16 protein-coding genes are annotated in these 15,887 nt (G+C 70.4%); 2 read left to right on the top strand and 14 right to left on the bottom strand.

The window, feature by feature from the left end:
• Positions 1 to 18 precede the first annotated feature (18 nt).
• The 5 genes from CP983_RS36105 to CP983_RS36085 all read right to left on the bottom strand — a co-directional run bounded on the left by CP983_RS36105 (position 19) and on the right by CP983_RS36085 (position 5,166).
• Complete coding sequence (locus tag CP983_RS36105; RefSeq protein ID WP_107909422.1) at positions 19 to 678, bottom strand: TetR/AcrR family transcriptional regulator; 660 nt, start codon at positions 676 to 678, stop codon at positions 19 to 21.
• 146 nt (positions 679 to 824) lie between these two features.
• Positions 825 to 965, bottom strand: coding sequence for an SCO1431 family membrane protein (locus CP983_RS36100; protein ID WP_107909421.1), 141 nt, complete (start codon positions 963 to 965; stop codon positions 825 to 827).
• A 46-nt stretch (positions 966 to 1,011) separates the two neighbouring features.
• A complete protein-coding gene (locus CP983_RS36095; RefSeq protein ID WP_150504241.1) occupies positions 1,012 to 2,385 on the bottom strand; it encodes a peptidase C39 family protein in 1,374 nt (457 codons plus the stop codon).
• Positions 2,386 to 2,633: 248 nt separating this feature from the next.
• Positions 2,634 to 4,175, bottom strand: a complete 1,542-nt coding sequence (locus CP983_RS36090; RefSeq protein ID WP_150504239.1) for an amino acid permease — start codon at positions 4,173 to 4,175, stop codon at positions 2,634 to 2,636.
• 37 nt (positions 4,176 to 4,212) lie between these two features.
• Positions 4,213 to 5,166 (bottom strand): hypothetical protein, encoded by a 954-nt coding sequence (locus tag CP983_RS36085; RefSeq protein WP_107909419.1) that lies wholly within the window; start codon positions 5,164 to 5,166, stop codon positions 4,213 to 4,215.
• Between the two features lie 241 nt (positions 5,167 to 5,407).
• On the opposite strand from CP983_RS36085, the gene CP983_RS36080 reads away from it, so the two are divergent.
• Positions 5,408 to 6,028 carry a uridine kinase family protein gene (locus CP983_RS36080; RefSeq protein WP_150504237.1) on the top strand — a complete coding sequence of 207 codons (621 nt, stop codon included), beginning with the start codon at positions 5,408 to 5,410 and terminating at the stop codon, positions 6,026 to 6,028.
• Positions 6,029 to 6,465: 437 nt separating this feature from the next.
• A complete protein-coding gene (locus CP983_RS36075) occupies positions 6,466 to 8,319 on the top strand; it encodes an AAA family ATPase (RefSeq protein ID WP_150504235.1) in 1,854 nt (617 codons plus the stop codon).
• Between the two features lie 25 nt (positions 8,320 to 8,344).
• Here the strand turns inward: CP983_RS36075 and CP983_RS36070 are convergent, their stop codons facing one another.
• The 9 genes from CP983_RS36070 to CP983_RS36030 all read right to left on the bottom strand — a co-directional run bounded on the left by CP983_RS36070 (position 8,345) and on the right by CP983_RS36030 (position 15,777).
• A complete protein-coding gene (locus CP983_RS36070; protein ID WP_107909417.1) occupies positions 8,345 to 9,433 on the bottom strand; it encodes a hemolysin family protein in 1,089 nt (362 codons plus the stop codon).
• Entirely contained in the window at positions 9,430 to 10,755 is a 1,326-nt protein-coding gene (locus CP983_RS36065) for a hemolysin family protein (protein ID WP_107909416.1), read from the bottom strand. The genes CP983_RS36070 and CP983_RS36065 overlap by 4 nt, the downstream gene beginning before the upstream one ends.
• 202 nt (positions 10,756 to 10,957) lie before the next feature.
• Positions 10,958 to 11,413 carry a PH domain-containing protein gene (locus CP983_RS36060; protein WP_107909415.1) on the bottom strand — a complete coding sequence of 152 codons (456 nt, stop codon included), beginning with the start codon at positions 11,411 to 11,413 and terminating at the stop codon, positions 10,958 to 10,960.
• Between the two features lie 25 nt (positions 11,414 to 11,438).
• On the bottom strand, positions 11,439 to 12,290 hold the full coding sequence (hisG, locus tag CP983_RS36055) for an ATP phosphoribosyltransferase (RefSeq protein ID WP_107909414.1): 852 nt from the start codon (positions 12,288 to 12,290) through the stop codon (positions 11,439 to 11,441).
• A gap of 49 nt (positions 12,291 to 12,339) precedes the next feature.
• Positions 12,340 to 12,612, bottom strand: coding sequence for a phosphoribosyl-ATP diphosphatase (locus tag CP983_RS36050; protein WP_004990764.1), 273 nt, complete (start codon positions 12,610 to 12,612; stop codon positions 12,340 to 12,342).
• 34 nt (positions 12,613 to 12,646) lie between these two features.
• On the bottom strand, positions 12,647 to 13,132 hold the full coding sequence (ribH, locus tag CP983_RS36045) for a 6,7-dimethyl-8-ribityllumazine synthase (RefSeq protein ID WP_003988915.1): 486 nt from the start codon (positions 13,130 to 13,132) through the stop codon (positions 12,647 to 12,649).
• A 25-nt stretch (positions 13,133 to 13,157) separates the two neighbouring features.
• Complete coding sequence (locus CP983_RS36040; protein WP_107909413.1) at positions 13,158 to 14,516, bottom strand: bifunctional 3,4-dihydroxy-2-butanone-4-phosphate synthase/GTP cyclohydrolase II; 1,359 nt, start codon at positions 14,514 to 14,516, stop codon at positions 13,158 to 13,160.
• Positions 14,513 to 15,163, bottom strand: a complete 651-nt coding sequence (locus CP983_RS36035; protein ID WP_107909412.1) for a nicotinamide mononucleotide transporter family protein — start codon at positions 15,161 to 15,163, stop codon at positions 14,513 to 14,515. The genes CP983_RS36040 and CP983_RS36035 overlap by 4 nt, the downstream gene beginning before the upstream one ends.
• Positions 15,160 to 15,777, bottom strand: a complete 618-nt coding sequence (locus CP983_RS36030; protein WP_150504233.1) for a riboflavin synthase — start codon at positions 15,775 to 15,777, stop codon at positions 15,160 to 15,162. The genes CP983_RS36035 and CP983_RS36030 overlap by 4 nt, the downstream gene beginning before the upstream one ends.
• Positions 15,778 to 15,887 lie beyond the last annotated feature (110 nt).

Genomic DNA, 15,887 nt, shown 5'->3' with positions numbered 1-15,887 from the left:
CCATGCGCACGCCCGGTGTCAGTCCTCCCGGCGGGCCGGCTCCGGGGCCCGGTAGTCCGGGTCGAGCTCCTCGACGGAGCGCATGGCGCCGCCGAGCATCTTCACCAGCAGCTCGCGCATGGTGTCCCGGGGCAGCTCGGGACGGTCTATCCAGTCGAGGGTGGCGCCCTCCACACTGCACACCCAGGCGAGCAGGCCCATACGGGCGATCGGGGCGATGTCGGTCCGGCCGTACGCCCCCTCGGCGAGGGTCGCGACGATCGCCTCGCGCACGCCGTCCCGGATGGCGTGCACCTCGGTGTCGAAGCCGACGCCGCCGCTGACGATGGTGCGGTAGGCGGCCTGGTTGTGCTCGGCGTAGCGCAGATAGCTGTCGATGGTGCGGTGGACCCGGTCCACCGCGTTCAGCTCGACGCCGCTCGCCGCGTAGGTGACCAGGTCGGCGACGGAGTCCTGGATGATGGCCAGGTAGTAGCCGCGCTTGGACTGGAAGTAGTAGTAGATGAGCCCCTTGGCGACATGGGCCTGGCGTGCGATGTCGTCCATGGAGAGCGCGTCGTACGACGTGTCGGCGAACAGCTTCCGCCCGATGGCGATGAGTTCGGCACGGCGCGCCACCGAGCGTTCGGTGCCGCGTGCCCGGGGACGGGCCGCGTCGCGCTGTTGACTAATATTCAATTTAGACCCTGTTGTTCAACGGGCTGCGGGACATCGGCAGTATGCCAGACCTCCACCAGCCGCCCGTTCGAGTCTGAACGACTCCGACCGGCACGTGAACAACAGGGTCGGGATATGTCCACACAAACGTTTCTGTGTGGGTCAGCTCACAACAGGCCGAGCTGAGTGACGAGCATCGCGACGACCACGACGAGGGTCCAGCCCAGGACGTGCTCGAGGATCTTCGGGCCGTCCCCCTGGGGGCCGCCGGTGCGGGCCCGGGTGGCGGTGGCTGAGTGTGCGGTCATATGGCCACCTTGCCATCGGAAACGGCTTATGCGGCGGAGACCTTGCTCACAGGACGCCCACCGCCGCGAGCGCCGCGCGCTGGCGCGGGTTCGGGCACGCGGGGAAGTAGAGGTAGCAGACGCCGCCGGTGCCGGAGACGACCTTGCCGCTGGCGTTGTACCGCTTGGTCCGCAGCCAGATATTCTCCCACTCGCGCCTCTTGTAGACGCGCCGCACCGCCTCGTTGCTCGCCGAGTTCGGGTCGTTGGCGATCACGTCGCCGTCCGCGGTGAAGCCGACGACCGTCATCAGATGGCCAGCGGTGCCGTACCCCGCCCCGGTCAGCTCCTCCTTCAGGAAGGACTGGGACGTTATGGCCGGGATGCCGGCCGCGATCAGCGTCTCCAGCTCGGTGAGCGAGCCGAGCCGGGTGACCACGCCCTGGAGGTCGTCGAAGGTGGCGGCGTAGGCGGCGTTGAAGGGCCAGTTCCCACAGCCCTCGTACTGGTAGTCGTAGGTGAACCGGGCCGCGTGGCAGACCTGCGGGTCGGCGAAGGCCGGGTCGACCCAGGACGTCTGCTCCGGGGTGAGCCGGCCGCCCCAGTACTCGACGATCATCTGCGAGGAGGTGGGGCTGCACCAGGCCTCGCCGCCGTTGTCGTACTCCGGGTACTGGCCGACGTGGGTCTCCTGCGAGTACCGCGGGACCAGCAGTTCCTGGGCGAGGCCGGGGGTGGAGGCCGGGACGGTGAAGCGGTCGGGGACGTCGGAGGCCATCGCGCCGACCCGCCAGACCTTGGGCGTGAGCCGGGTGCCGGGCCTGCGGTAGAGGGTCAGCCGCAGCCGGTACGCGGTCAGCCGCAGCCCGGTCGCCGGGTCGTCGATCGCGAACGTGTCCGTCCAGATGCTGCTCCTGCCGTCGCTCTGGTCGTCGACCGAGGTCCGGCGGATGTCCTGGTCGCCGGCGGCCCAGCGGCCGAGGACGTACCAGGGGGTGGCCGTGCCGTCGGAGTACGTGCCCTCCAGTTCGATCTGGAGCCAGGTGCCCTCGGGGGTGTGCGCGTTCCAGGAGGCGATCGCCTCGGTCGCGGGCACGCCGAGCCGGTGGACCGGGGAGGTCCAGGTCGCGTACTCCCAGCTCGCGGTCCGGCCGGTGTGGGGGTCGGTGTAGTCGACGGTGCCGGCGGGCGCGGTGATCACGATGCCGGGGCGGCGGCCGGACAGGGCCCGGGTGCCCTGGGCGGTGCCGCAGCGCCAGTCTCGGTACGTGGTCCAGGCGCGGTTGTCGACGGTGCGGGCCCGGGCGTCGGTGGGAGGCGGGGCGTCGGCGGCGGCCTCGGCGCTGCTGTCGGCGGCGGCCGGGCCCGTGCCGCCTGCGACGGCTGCGGCGACGGCGGCGGCGAGGACGGCTCTGCGGGACGGCTGTTCGGCTCTGCTCATGGGCGGAAGACCCCCAGGTGTCCGAGTCGGGCGGATCCTGTGCACGGCTGTCCGCCAACTATGAACGCAGGAGGCAGCCTCTGCCAGCACTTCGGTCCCTGGCGTGGCTACGAATATTGGTATCGACCATTGGCGTGAACGGGGCAAGGCCGCAAGCCCCAACCCCCTTGCCGGCAGGGCGAGATGAGCGAGACGGCCCCCGGCGCACACCGCCGTGGCAGTGCGTACCGGGGGCCAATGACGTTTCGTCAGACCAGGTCCATCGCCGCCACCTCGTCGGGCCGGCCGTAGCTGACCGGGCCGTGGAAGCGGCGGCGGGCGCTGGTGAACCACCAGACCGTGGCCACGGCCAGGACCGCGGCCAGGGCGACCGGCGCGTAATTGAACGAGTCGACGGTGACCGGTGAGGCCTGCGGCAGCATGAACAGGACGCTGCTGACCAGGATCCAGGTCACCGCGACGATCCCGACCGGGCGGCCCCAGCGGCCGAGGTGCCAGGGCCCCGGCTGGAACTCGTCGCCGAGCCGCAGCCTGAGCAGGATCGGCACGGCGTAGGCGAGGAAGAGCCCGACGACGTTGACGCTGACGATGGCCGTGAACGCCGTGTGCGACCACCAGCCCGGCACCACCAGCGTCAGCGAGCAGCCGACCGCCAGCCACACCGCCTTGACGGGGGTGCGGGTGCGCGGCGAGACCGAGTGCCACCAGCGCGAGCCCGGCATCGCCCCGTCCCGGGAGAAGGCGAAGATCTGCCGGGTGTTGCTGGTGAGATTCGCGAGGCCGCAGAAGAGCATGGCGCCGATCACGATCAACAGCAGTGCCTTCGCGCCGCCGAGTCCGAGGCCGTCGATCAGAATCTGCACGGGCGGCGCGTCGGCGCCCGCGACCCGGTCGTAGTCACGAATGCTGTAGACCAGTGCCAGCATCAGCAGCAGTCCGGCGATTGCCGAGTATGCGATCGCGCGCGTGATCCCCCTCGGTGCGTTGACGGTGGCACGGACCGTTTCCTCGGACATGTGGAAGCTGCCGTCGAAGCCGGTGAAGGTCCAGCTGGTGACGAGCAGTCCGAGCATGCCGCCGTAAAGGCCGCTAGTGAAACCGGTGTTGTTCGCGAAATGCGTGACATACGAGGCCGGTTGATGGTGATCCGGAATGACTATGAGTGCCGTCACGATGACCACGAGTCCGCACAGCAGCCACCAGACGGAGATCCTGTTCAGTACGGCGACCAGCTGCACGGTGTAGGTGTTCGCGAGCCCCTGGAGCACGATGATCAGGGCCGTGATCAGCACCGTGCGGTGGCCGGTCGGCTCGTACGCGGGCCACTGGAGGGTGATGAAGGCCTGGACGAAGGTGGCGGCGGCATACCCGGTGGCGGCCGTACCGCCGACCTGGCCCACGAAGTTCAGCCATCCGGTGTACCAGGACCAGGCGCCCTTGTGGCGTTTGGCGAGTTTCCCGGCGGAGAAATACAGCGCGCCGCTCGTTGGATAGGCGGAAGCCACCTCCGCCATCGCTGCTCCCACGAAGAGCACCATGACGGAGACGCCTATCCAGCCGAAGACGAGAATGCTCGGGCCGCCCGCGTTCAGACCGAATCCGAAGCCCGAGAAGATACCCGAGATGATGTTGATGATGGTGAACGAGATGGCGAAATTGTCGAATGCCTGAAAGCGTCGCGTGAGTTTTCTCGGATAACCCATCGCATGCAGTGTGGCGTCGTCGTCGAGCGCGTGCGGATCCGCTCCACCGCGCGCTCGGGCGCGCGGGGCGGATATCCGGTGTGACACGGGCCGGACCTTTCTCTCGGTGGGGGGTGATGGCACGTCAGACGGCCGGCACCGGCAGCCCGCAGGCGCGGCGCGCCCGGGACAGCTGCTCGGCCGGGTCTCCGAAGACGGACCAGGGCATGCGCGAGGCGTAGGGACCCATCGCCGTGAAGACGAGACGGGCCTGCGCCTCGCACCGGGCCATGACCAGGGCATGCGCGAGGTAGGCCAGGTCGAGGACCGGAGTGAAGGGGTAGCCGGCCACCACGGGCAGCCAGCTCTGGTGGATCTCCAGCGCGGTCGAACGCCACTGCGGCTGTTCCCAGACGCGGTCGGCGAGCAGCTGGGTGGGGTCGTAGCACTCGACCAGCGCGACCAGCGGGAGCAGCCGCAGCGGTGAGTCGACGGGTGCTCGCTGGCCGAGGAAGGCGGCGACGTCCCAGGCGCCCGTCACGGAGCCGCCGTAGCGGGGGAAGAAGCAGGCCAGAAAGCGGTGGTGGGCCTCGCGGTGCCAGGGGTCGAGGGACAGCACGTGCGCGAACAGCCGCCACGGCCCGGGCGGGGCGGTGAGCAGCCCGCGCGGCGCCTGGTCGCGCAGCCGGTGCAGCCGGGCCATGGCGAGCTTGGCCACCCAGGGCGTGGGATCGCCCGGGTCGCCCGTCGTGGCCCGCTCGCAGGCGGCCAGCGCTATCCGCTCCAGCGCCTCGGTGCGCGGGTCGCGGGCGTCGGCCGCGCGCAACGCCCGCAGCACGGCGACCCGCGCCCACATCAGGGCGGCCTCGGGGCCCGGCTCCTCGGTCAGCCAGCGCTCGACGAGGTCGGAGTCGGCGGCCTCCGAGGCGAGCACGAGGGAGCGGTGGGCCCGCAGGGCGAAGTCACCGCGGGTTTCGGCCAGGGCGTCGCGGGAGCTGAGATAACGGCCGGCCCGGACATCGACGCATACGCTGGCCAGCACACGGTCGTCGGCCGCCGGATGCCAGACATACTGCCCTTCGAATAACCCCGCGGCCATGTGTCCCAGCCCATCCCCGTTACGTCACCTCACAGTTGCGCACCTGGCACCTTACTCAGCGTGGACCTCAAGCGGAACGCGGATTTCACTGTGGTGGCCGGAGTTTTTCGGCGGCATTGCGGGCAGCGGCCGTCTAGTTCAAAGCGACACGTTTTCTCATCCCGCCGCAGCATCCGCTTTCACCCACTACTAGAATGTTCCAACGAAATATGCCCAACCCGACCAGCTTTCAGGAAAAACGATTCACGAGCTCGCCGCGCGGCTGCGCCGCCTCCCCCCGTCCTGCGGACCCGTCCGCCTCGTCGGCGTCGACGGGCACGCCGGCTCCGGAAAGTCCACGTTCGCCGGGCAGTTGGCCCGGGAACTGGACGACGCCCCGGTGCTGCATCTCGACGACATCGCCAGCCACGACGAACTGTTCGCGTGGACGGAGCGCCTGCTGGCCCAGGTGATCGCACCGCTCGCCGAGGGCCGGACCGCCCACTACACGCCCTACGACTGGCGGGCCCGCCGCTTCGGCGCACCGGTCGCGCTGCCGCCCGCGCCGGTGATCGTCGTCGAGGGCGTCGGCGCGGGCCGCCGCGCCCTGCGCCCGTACCTCGCCCGGCTGCTGTGGATGGAAGTGCCGCACGAGGAGTCGTGGACGCGGGGCCGTTCACGGGACGGGGAGGAGCAGCGGGAGTTCTGGGAAGGGTGGGTCAGGGCGGAGCTGAGTCACTTCGCCGAGGACCCTTCGCGGCCGTTCGCCGACGCTCTGATTCGGCAGTGCGGGAAGGGATATGAGGTGATTCCTGGGCCTGCCGGGACCGTTGGACCGGACCAGTTCATCACGCACGGTGACGACCCATCGGCAATGTGCTGAACTTGTGAAGAGCGCCGCCGGACAAGTTCCCGGAGTGCTTCAACTCGGCTTGACCCGGGGGCCGTACAGGACTTACGTTCTGAATGTGCGGTCAATCGAGACCGCCCGCAGTCGCGAAGCCCCCGGTTGTTCCCCCGTGATCGGGGGCTTCGTTCTGCCCTGACTCCATTTTTCGGGCGCCGAGCGGCGTGATTTGCTCACCCTCGGTCACCACCCGTACTCCCCCCGCTCTGCTCCCACCTCGCCAAACGGCCGGTGCGGCACCCTGGGGCGCGCCATGCCCTCGCAGGTACGATGCCCTCGGTGCGACCTTCGGACGGCCGCTCTGCGCACCGTTGCAACTCCGGTCCGCGGTAAGGCGGTTCGATCAACCTGATCAAGGCGGCCGACGGCCGGCGGCCTGCCAACCGACGGGGGCACGGTTTGTGGGGGACGTGATGGACTTCGGCACGCAGGGCCCCGAGGCCCCGGCCGACCTCGCCTGGCTGCGAGGTGTGGATGCCTACACCATGGGGGCGTATCCACAGGCGGAGGAGGAGTTCCGCACCGCGGTGCGGATCGATCCCGGGATGGCCGACGGCTGGCTCGGGCTGCACGCGCTGCGCGTCGACACGACGACCGCGCTGCTGCGGATGTTCCGGCACCGGGACCGCTTCGGGGAGCAGCGCGCCCGGCACCGCCGCACGCTCAACTCCTGGTACTGGCTGGGCTGGTGGGTGCAGCCGGTGCTGGAGAGCCCGCGGGACCTGCTGCTGGCGCACGCCTCGCACTGGCTGGACGGCCGGCACGTCCCGGAACTGGACCGGGCGCTCGCCGGGCTCCCGCCCGTGGACACCGATCACCACGTCCGTTTCCTGCACGCCTGCCGCGCCTATCTGGTGAAGGACTGGGAGCAACTCGTCCGGCACACCGAACCGTTGCTCGACGATCCGATGCTCGGCATCGAGGCCGGCCTGTTCGGCGGCATGGCCCGGGTGCGCCTGGAGATGTACGGGCAGGCCGAACCGCTGCTGTCGGCCGCGCTGATGCGGTGCCGCAGCGAGCAGCCGCAGCGCAAGGAACTGCGCTACTGGCTGGCCCGGGCGCACGAGGGCACGGGCCGCTCCGCCGCCTCCCTCCCCCTCTATCGCGCCGTGCACCGCGTGGACCCCGCCTTCATGGACACCTCGGCCCGGCTCGCGGCCATCGCCGAGGGCGACGGGTTCGACGACCCCACCGACCTCGCGGCGATCACGCTCACCGGCTTCGGGCAGGACATGGCCGACGGCCTCGACCCGCTCTTCGGCACGGAGGGACGGGACCTGAAGCTGTCGGACCCCGACCTGCCGACGGGCCCGCTGCCGTCGGTGGTGGATCCGGCGGTGCGCGAGAAGACCGCGGTGTCCTCGCAGCCGCTGCCGGCCGGGCCGACCGACCCCGGGTTACTCGAGGAGGCGCTCGCCGAACTCGAGCGCATGGTGGGGCTGGAGCCCGTCAAGCGACAGGTCAAGGCGCTGTCCGCCCAATTGAACATGGCCCGGCTGCGCACCGGGCAGGGGCTGCCGGTGCAGCCGCCGAAACGGCACTTCGTCTTCTCCGGTCCCTCGGGCACCGGCAAGACCACGGTCGCGCGCATCCTGGGCCGCGTCTTCTACGCCCTCGGACTGCTCGGCGGCGACCATCTCGTGGAGGCCCAGCGGGCCGACCTGGTCGGCGAGTACCTGGGCCAGACGGCCGTGAAGGCCAATGAACTCATCGACTCCGCGCTCGGCGGGGTCCTCTTCGTGGACGAGGCCTACTCCCTCTCCAACACCGGCTACGGCAAGGGCGACGCCTACGGCGACGAGGCCCTGCAGGTGCTACTGAAGCGGGCGGAGGACAACCGGGACCACCTGGTCGTGATCCTCGCCGGCTACCCCGAGGGCATGGACCGGCTGCTGGCCGCGAACCCCGGCCTGTCCTCCCGCTTCACGACCCGCGTCGACTTCCCCTCCTACCGCCCCCTCGAACTCACCTCGATCGGTGAGGTCCTCGCCGCCGAGAACGGCGACGTGTGGGACGAGGGGGCGCTGGAGGAGCTGCGGTCGATCGCCGGGCACGTGGTCGACCAGGGGTGGATCGACGAGCTGGGCAACGGACGGTTCCTGCGGACGCTGTACGAGAAGAGCTGTGCCTACCGGGATCTGCGGCTGACGACCTACCCGGGGGCTCTGACCCGCGACGAGCTGTCCACGCTCCGGCTGCCGGATCTGATGCAGGCGTACGGCGAAGTGCTGTCGGGCAGGGGCCCGCAGGATCCGTCGGCCATGTGACGGATCCCGCGGGCCCGTGTCCGGGTCAGCCGGCCAGTGCCTCTTCCGGCTCCCCGCTGCTCACCCGCGGCCCCGTGACCCGCACCTCGGGCAGCTCGCGATGTGCCGGGTCGCGTACCTCGCCCACCAGGAGCTCCAGTACGTCCTCCAGCGCGACCAGGCCGAGCACCCGGCCGGAGGCGTCGGCCACCTGGGCGAGGTGCGTCGCGGCACGGCGCATCACCGTCAGGGCGTCGTCCAGCGGCAGTTCCGAGCGCAGGGTCGTCATCGGGCGCCACACCTGCTGCGGCACCGCGCGCTCCGACTCCTCCAGGTCCAGTACGTCCTTCACATGCAGATAGCCCATGAAGGCGCCGTTCTCCGCCGCGATCGGGAAACGGGAGTACCCGGTGCGGGCGGTGAGCGCGACGATCTGGCCCGGGGTGACCGACGGGCTGACGGTCACCAGGGACTCGCGCCCGAGGAGGACGTCCGTCACCGGGCGGGAGCCCAGCTCCAGGGCGTCCTCCAGGCGCTCCTGCTCCTCGGGGGCGAGCAGGCCCGCCTGGCCGGAGTCCTCGACGAGCCGGTTGAGCTGCTCGCTGGTGAAGACCGCCTCGATCTCGTCCTTCGGCTCGACGCGGAACAGCCGCAGGATGGCCTGCGCGACCGCGCCGAGGGCGACGGTGATCGGCTTGCAGAAGCGGGCGAACCACACCAGGCCGGGGCTGAGCCACAGCGCGACCTTCTCGGGCGCCGCCATGGCCAGGTTCTTCGGCACCATCTCGCCGATGACCAGGTGGAAGAAGACCACCGCGGCGAGCGCGATGACATAGGTGAGCGGGTGGATCATGCCGTCCGGCAGATGAGCCCACTCGAACACCGGCTCCAGCAGATGCGCCACGGTCGGCTCGGCGACCGCGCCGAGCGTCAGCGAGCAGACGGTGATGCCGAACTGGGCCGCCGCCATCATCTGCGGCAGCCGCTCCAGGCCGTACAGGACCTGGCGGGCGCGTGCCGTGCCCAGCGGTTCGATCTGGCTGCGGCGCACCGAGACCAGGGCGAACTCGGCGCCGACGAAGAAGCCGTTGGCGAGCACCAGCAGCCCGGCGAAGACGAGTTGGAGGACGCTCATCGGGCGACCTCCACCACGGACCCGGTCCGCACCAGGCGCACGCGCTCGGCGCGGAAGTGGCCGACCCGGCGCACCGACAGCCGCCAGCCCGGCAGCTCCGCCCGGTCGCCGACGGCCGGGATGCGTCCGAGCAGGTCGGCGACGAGCCCGGCGACGGTCTCGTACGGCCCCTCGGGCACGTCGAGGCCTATGCGCTGCAGGATGTCGACCCGGCAGCTGCCGTCGGCGTCCCAGGCGGGACGGCCGTCCTCCGCCGGGGCGGCGGCGAGTTCGGGCAGGTCCTGGCCGTCGTGCTCGTCGCGGACCTCGCCGACGATCTCCTCGACGATGTCCTCCAGCGTGACCACGCCGGCCGTGCCGCCGTACTCATCGACGACGACGGCGATGGGCTGCTCGCTGCGCAGCTGGGCCAGCAGGGGCTGAACGGGCAGGGTCTCGGGGACGAGCAGCGCCGGGCGGGCGATGCGGCCGACGGGGGTGCGCAGCCGCTCACTCGAACGGATCGCGAGCGCGTCCTTCAGATGGACCATGCCGACGATCTCGTCGATCCTCTCCCGGTAGACCGGGAAGCGGGACAGACCGGTGGCGCGGGTGAGGTTGACCACGTCCTCGGCGGTCGCCGACGACTGGAGCGCGCTGACCTTCACACGCGGGGTCATGACGTGCTGCGCGGTGAGCTCGGCGAGCGACAGGGTTCGTACGAAGAGGTCCGCCGTGTCCTGTTCCAGGGCGCCGGCCTGGGCGGAGTGCCGGGCCAGCGATACGAGTTCGCCGGGGGTGCGGGCGGAGGCCAGTTCCTCGGCGGGCTCGATGCCCAGCGCGCGCACGAGACGGTTCGCGACGGCGTTCAGCCCGGCGATCACCGGGCGGAACAGGCGTGCGAAGACGTGCTGCGGGCCGGCGACGAAACGCGCGACCTGCATCGGCCGGGACACGGCCCAGTTCTTGGGCACGAGCTCGCCGATCACCATCTGCACGGCCGAGGCCAGCAGCATGCCGACGACCACGGCCACACCGGACACCGCGCCCTCGGGGATGCCGATCGCGGTGAACGGGCCGCCCAGCAGCTCGGCGAGCGCCGGTTCGGCCAGCATGCCGACGACGAGGGAGGTGATGGTGATGCCGAGCTGGGTGCCGGAGAGCTGGAAGGACAGTTCCTTGAGCGACTCGACGACCCGGTGGGCCCGGCGGTCGCCCTCGGCGGCGGCCTTCTCGGCGTCCGTCGCCTCGACCGTGACCAGGCCGAACTCGGCGGCCACGAAGAAGCCGTTGGCGAGGATCAGGAGGAACGCGGCTGCGAGAAGCAGCAGGGGGATGCTCATGACGCGGCCGCCCCGGTATGTCGGCTGGGGGCGGCGCAGGTACTACAGGACGATCCGTCCATCGCTGGAGGGAATCACTCCTCGGGTAGCAGGGGGCCTCTGAAGACCGTCGGGCACATCAGTGGCGGAGGCGTCACGAAAACGCCTCCGCCAACAGATTAATCAAGACATCGCGGTTTACGGCAGGGTGAACGCCGCCGAGTCAGCCCTCACGGTCCTCGGGCTCCTTGATGCCATGGGCCTCGGCGAGCGCCCGCAGGGCGCGCGCGTCGGCGATGGCGTGCTGCTTGGCGATGCCCGGCTGGATGCCGAGCACGGGCAGGCTGGTGCCGTCGCTGAGGTTGAGGAACACCCAGGGGTCGCCCGGACGGAGGTTCACCTGAAGGATCTCGGCCCAGTCCAGCCGGCGCCGGGTGGCGATGTTCACCACGGTGACACCGGACTCGTCGGCGACGACCTTCACGCGCGCCAGCATCGCCAGCACACCGAACATGAGCGCGCCGGTGAGGACGAAGCTGAGGCGCTCCCCCGGGCCGAGCTTCTCCAGGAGCAGCGCGACGGCCGTGATGACGACGAAGATCGCGACACCCGCGGTGAGCAGGACGGCCCGGGTGCGGCCGGGTCGGAAGGTGACGGGAAGAACAGGCAGTTCGGACATCTCTGAGTTCTCTACGGGCGGCGTTCTACAGGCGGCAGGCGTGGATGGCCGTGGTCAGGATGGCCCGGGCGCCGATGTCGTACAGGTCGTCCATGATGCGCTGGGCTTCCTTGGCCGGGACCATCGCGCGGACGGCGACCCAGCCCTCGTTGTGCAGCGGGGACACGGTCGGCGACTCCAGGCCCGGGGTGAGGGCGACGGCCTTCTCCAACTGCTCGACGCGGCAGTCGTAGTCCATCATCACGTAGGTCCGGGCCACCAGGACGCCCTGGAGGCGGCGCAGGAACTGCTGGACCTTGGGTTCCTCGGCGTCCGCGCCGGTGCGGCGGATGACGACGGCCTCGGACTTCATGATCGGCTCGCCGACGACCTCCAGGCCGGCGTTGCGCAGCGAGGTGCCGGTCTCGACGACGTCCGCGATGACCTGGGCGACACCGAGCTGGATCGCGGTCTCGACGGCGCCGTCGAGGTGGACGACGGAGGCGTCGATGCCGTTGTCGGAGAGGTGCTTGGCGACGATGCCCTCGTAGGAGGTGGCGACCGTCTTGCCCTTGAGGTCCGCCAGGTCGTCGCCGACGGTGCCGGGCTTGGTGGCGAAGCGGAAGGTGGAGCGGGCGAAGCCGAGCGGCAGGATCTCCTCGGCGTAGGCGTCGGAGTCGATCAGCAGGTCACGGCCGGTGATGCCGATGTCGAGCTGGCCGGAGGCGACGTAGATGGCGATGTCGCGGGGGCGGAGGTAGAAGAACTCGACGTCGTTGACCGGGTCGACGATCCGCAGTTCCTTGGACTCGCGCCGCTGCTGGTAGCCGGCCTCATGCAGCATCTCCGCCGCAGGGCCGGACAGGGAACCCTTGTTGGGGACGGCGATGCGCAGCATGAGGTCGGCTTCCTTCGTTCGCTCTTACGGTGTGCTGGGTTGCTGGTGCTCAGAGGTGGGCGTACACGTCGTCCAGGGAGATGCCGCGGGCGACCATCATCACCTGGACGTGGTACAGCAGCTGCGAGATCTCCTCGGCGGCGGCTTCCTTGCCCTCGTACTCGGCGGCCATCCAGACCTCGGCGGCTTCCTCGACGACCTTCTTGCCGATGGCGTGGACGCCCTTGTCGACGAGTTCGGCGGTACGGGAGGTGGCGGGATCGCCGTGGGCGGCCTTGTGCTGGAGCTCGGTGAAGAGCTCCTCGAACGTCTTCTTGGACATGGTGACGCTCAGCCTATGCCACATACGCCTTTCGTCAGCGCCAGGGTTCAGATACTGAGCGGAGGGTCGCCGCCGTGGCCACGGCCGCGGTCACCGCCTCGTGTCCCTTGTCCTCGTTGGAGCCCTCGATGCCGGCCCGGTCCAGGGCCTGCTCCTCGGTGTCGCAGGTCAGGACGCCGAAGCCGACGGGGACGCCGGTCTCGACGGAGACCTGGGTGAGGCCCTGGGTCACGCCCTGGCACACGTACTCGAAGTGGGGGGTGCCGCCGCGGATGACGACCCCGAGGGCGACGATCGCGTCGTAGCCGCGGCCCGCGAGGACCTTGGCGACCACCGGGAGCTCCCAGCTGCCGGGGACCCGCAGGAGGGTCGGCTCGTCGATGCCCAGGTCGTGCAGGGCGCGCAGCGCGCCGTCCACCAGTCCGTCCATCACCTTCTCGTGCCACTGTGCCGCGATGACCGCGACCCGCAGGTCGCCCACATTGCGTACGGACAGCTCCGGTGCGCCCTTGCCGCTCACGTTCTTGAGTCTCCTCGGTGTGCTGTTACTGGTTGGTGCAGGTGGACAGGGGGGCCGCGGCCACGGGGGCCGTGTCCAGCCAGGGCAGGTCGTGGCCCATCCGGTCCCGCTTGGTGCGCAGGTAGGTCAGGTTGTGCTCGCCCGCCTGCACGGGCATCGGCTCGCGCTCGGTGACCTCGATGCCGTGGCCGCGCAGCGCGTCGGACTTGTCGGGGTTGTTGGTCAGCAGGCGCACGCTGTGCACGCCCAGGTCGGCCAGGATCCGCGCGCCGGCGCCGTAGTCACGGGCGTCCGCGGGCAGGCCGAGTTCGAGGTTGGCGTCGAGGGTGTCGCGGCCGCGCTCCTGGAGTTCGTAGGCGCGCAGCTTGGACATCAGCCCGATTCCCCGGCCCTCGTGTCCGCGCAGGTAGACGACGACTCCGCGGCCCTCGTCCTGGATGCGTTCCAGCGCCGACTCCAGCTGGGGGCCGCAGTCGCAGCGCAGGGAGTGGAAGACGTCGCCGGTGAGGCATTCGGAGTGGATGCGGACCACGACGTCCTCGCCGTCGCCGAGCTCGCCGTGGACGAGGGCGACGTGCTCGACGCCGTCGACGGTGGAGCGGTAGCCGTACGCGGTGAAGGTGCCGTGGGCGGTGGGGAGATGGACCTCGGCCTCGCGGCGGACGGTGGACTCGGCCGGGAACGACTCGCGCTCGGCCTGCACCTGCTCCACCTGCTTCGGGCGCTCGGCGTCGCGCAGGTACGTGATCAGGTCCTCGATGGAGATGATCGTCAGGCCGTGCTTGCGGGCGAACGGGATCAGCTCGGGCAGTCGCAGCATCTCGCCGTCCTCGCCGGCGATCTCGACGATGGCGCCGGCCGGGCGCAGGCCCGCGAGGCGGGCGAGGTCGACGGCGGCCTCGGTGTGGCCGTTGCGCACGAGGACGCCGCCGGGGCGGGCGCGCAGCGGGAAGATGTGGCCGGGGCGGACGAGGTCCGACGGCTGCGCCTTGCCGCTCGCCAGGAGCTGGAGCGTGGTCGATCGGTCGGAGGCGGAGATGCCGGTGGTCACGCCGTGCGCGGCGGAGGCGTCCACGGAGACGGTGAACGCGGTCTTCATCGACTCGGTGTTGTCCTGGACCATCTGCGGGAGCTCCAGCCGCTCCAGCTCGTCCGGCTCCATGGGAGCGCAGATCAGGCCGCGGCACTCGCTCATCATGAAGGCGACGATCTCGGGGGTCGCGTGCTCGGCGGCGATGACGAGGTCGCCCTCGTTCTCCCGGTCCTCGTCGTCGACGACCACGACCGGGCGGCCGGCCGCGATGTCGGCGATGGCCCGCTCGACCGGGTCGAGGGTCAGGTCCTCGATGTCCTCGGTGCGGTACAGGGTCGGTGCCGTGGTCATGCCGGCGCTCCTTCCAGGACGGGCCGCGCGTCGTTGCGGGAGCGCAGCCACCAGTCGCGCATGCCCCACAGGACGAGTGCGCCGTAGATGACGTAGACGAAGCCGGAGAACGCGTAGCCGTTGGCGAAGTTCAGGGGGACGCCGACGAGGTCGACGAGCAGCCAGGCGAACCAGAACTCGACCATGCCGCGCGCCTGGGCGTACATGGCGACGATGGTGCCGACGAAGATGTAGGCGTCGGGCCAGGGGTCCCAGGACAGGGTCGGGTACGCCTTGAAGAGCAGCGCCACCGCGACGGTGCCGGCGGCGGCCGCCGCAACCATGGCCGCGCGCTCGCGCCAGGTGGCGAACCGGACGCTGATGTGGCCGTCGCCGCCGTCCTCGGTCCGTCCCTTGCTGCGCTGCCACTGCCACCAGCCGTAGAGGGCGACCACCATCACGACCGCCTGCTTGCCGGCGCTGCCGGTCAGATGGCCGAAGAACGCCCCGAACAGGATCAGGCCGGCGAGGAACTGCACGGGCCAGGTCCATATGGAGCGCCGCCAGCCGAGGGCGAGGGCGGCGAGGCCGAAGAGGTTGCCGATCATGTCCGACCAGAGGATGTGCTGGCCGAACAGGACGAAGGCCTCGGAGTTCAGCGAGTTCACTTCGCCGTCGCCCCTTCGGAGGAGGCCCGGTCGCCCAGCATCCGCTCGACGTACTTGGCGATGACGTCGACCTCCAGGTTGACCGGGTCGCCGGGCTGCTTGAGGCCGAGCGTGGTCAGCGCGAGGGTGGTGGGGATGAGGCTCACGGTGAAGTGGTCGGTTCCGGCGTCGACGACGGTGAGGCTGATGCCGTCGACCGTGATGGAGCCCTTCTCGACCACGTAGCGGGAGAGGTCCGCGGGGAGCGAGATCTTGACGATCTCCCAGTTCTCGGAGGGCTTGCGCTCCAGCACCTCGGCGGTGCCGTCGACGTGGCCCTGCACGATGTGTCCGCCGAGGCGGGCGCCCACGGCGGTGGGGCGCTCCAGGTTGACGCGGGAGCCGACGGCGAGGACGCCCAGGCTGGAGCGGTCGAGGGTCTCGGCCATGACGTCGGCGGTGAATTCGTCGCCTTCGTGGTCGACGACCGTCAGGCACACGCCGTTGACGGCGATGGAGTCGCCGTGCTTCGCGCCGTCGGTGACGACGGGGCCTCGCAGTCGGAAGCGACAGGCGTCGTCGAGGGTCTCGACGGCGGTGATCTCGCCCAGCTCTTCGACGATTCCGGTGAACACTTCCCGGGTCCTCCTGCCACATAGGGGCACGGACTCCGGGGCTGTCGATGACGACAGAATGTACGAGCAGGGACACCGGGGGCGACGCCGGACAGGGCTCGCCTCATGGA

The sequence above is a fragment of the Streptomyces chartreusis genome (assembly GCF_008704715.1).
In the GTDB taxonomy this organism is placed as follows: domain Bacteria; phylum Actinomycetota; class Actinomycetes; order Streptomycetales; family Streptomycetaceae; genus Streptomyces; species Streptomyces chartreusis.
Note: the sequence above shows the minus strand (reverse complement) of the source record. Positions and strands in the feature narration are given on the sequence as shown.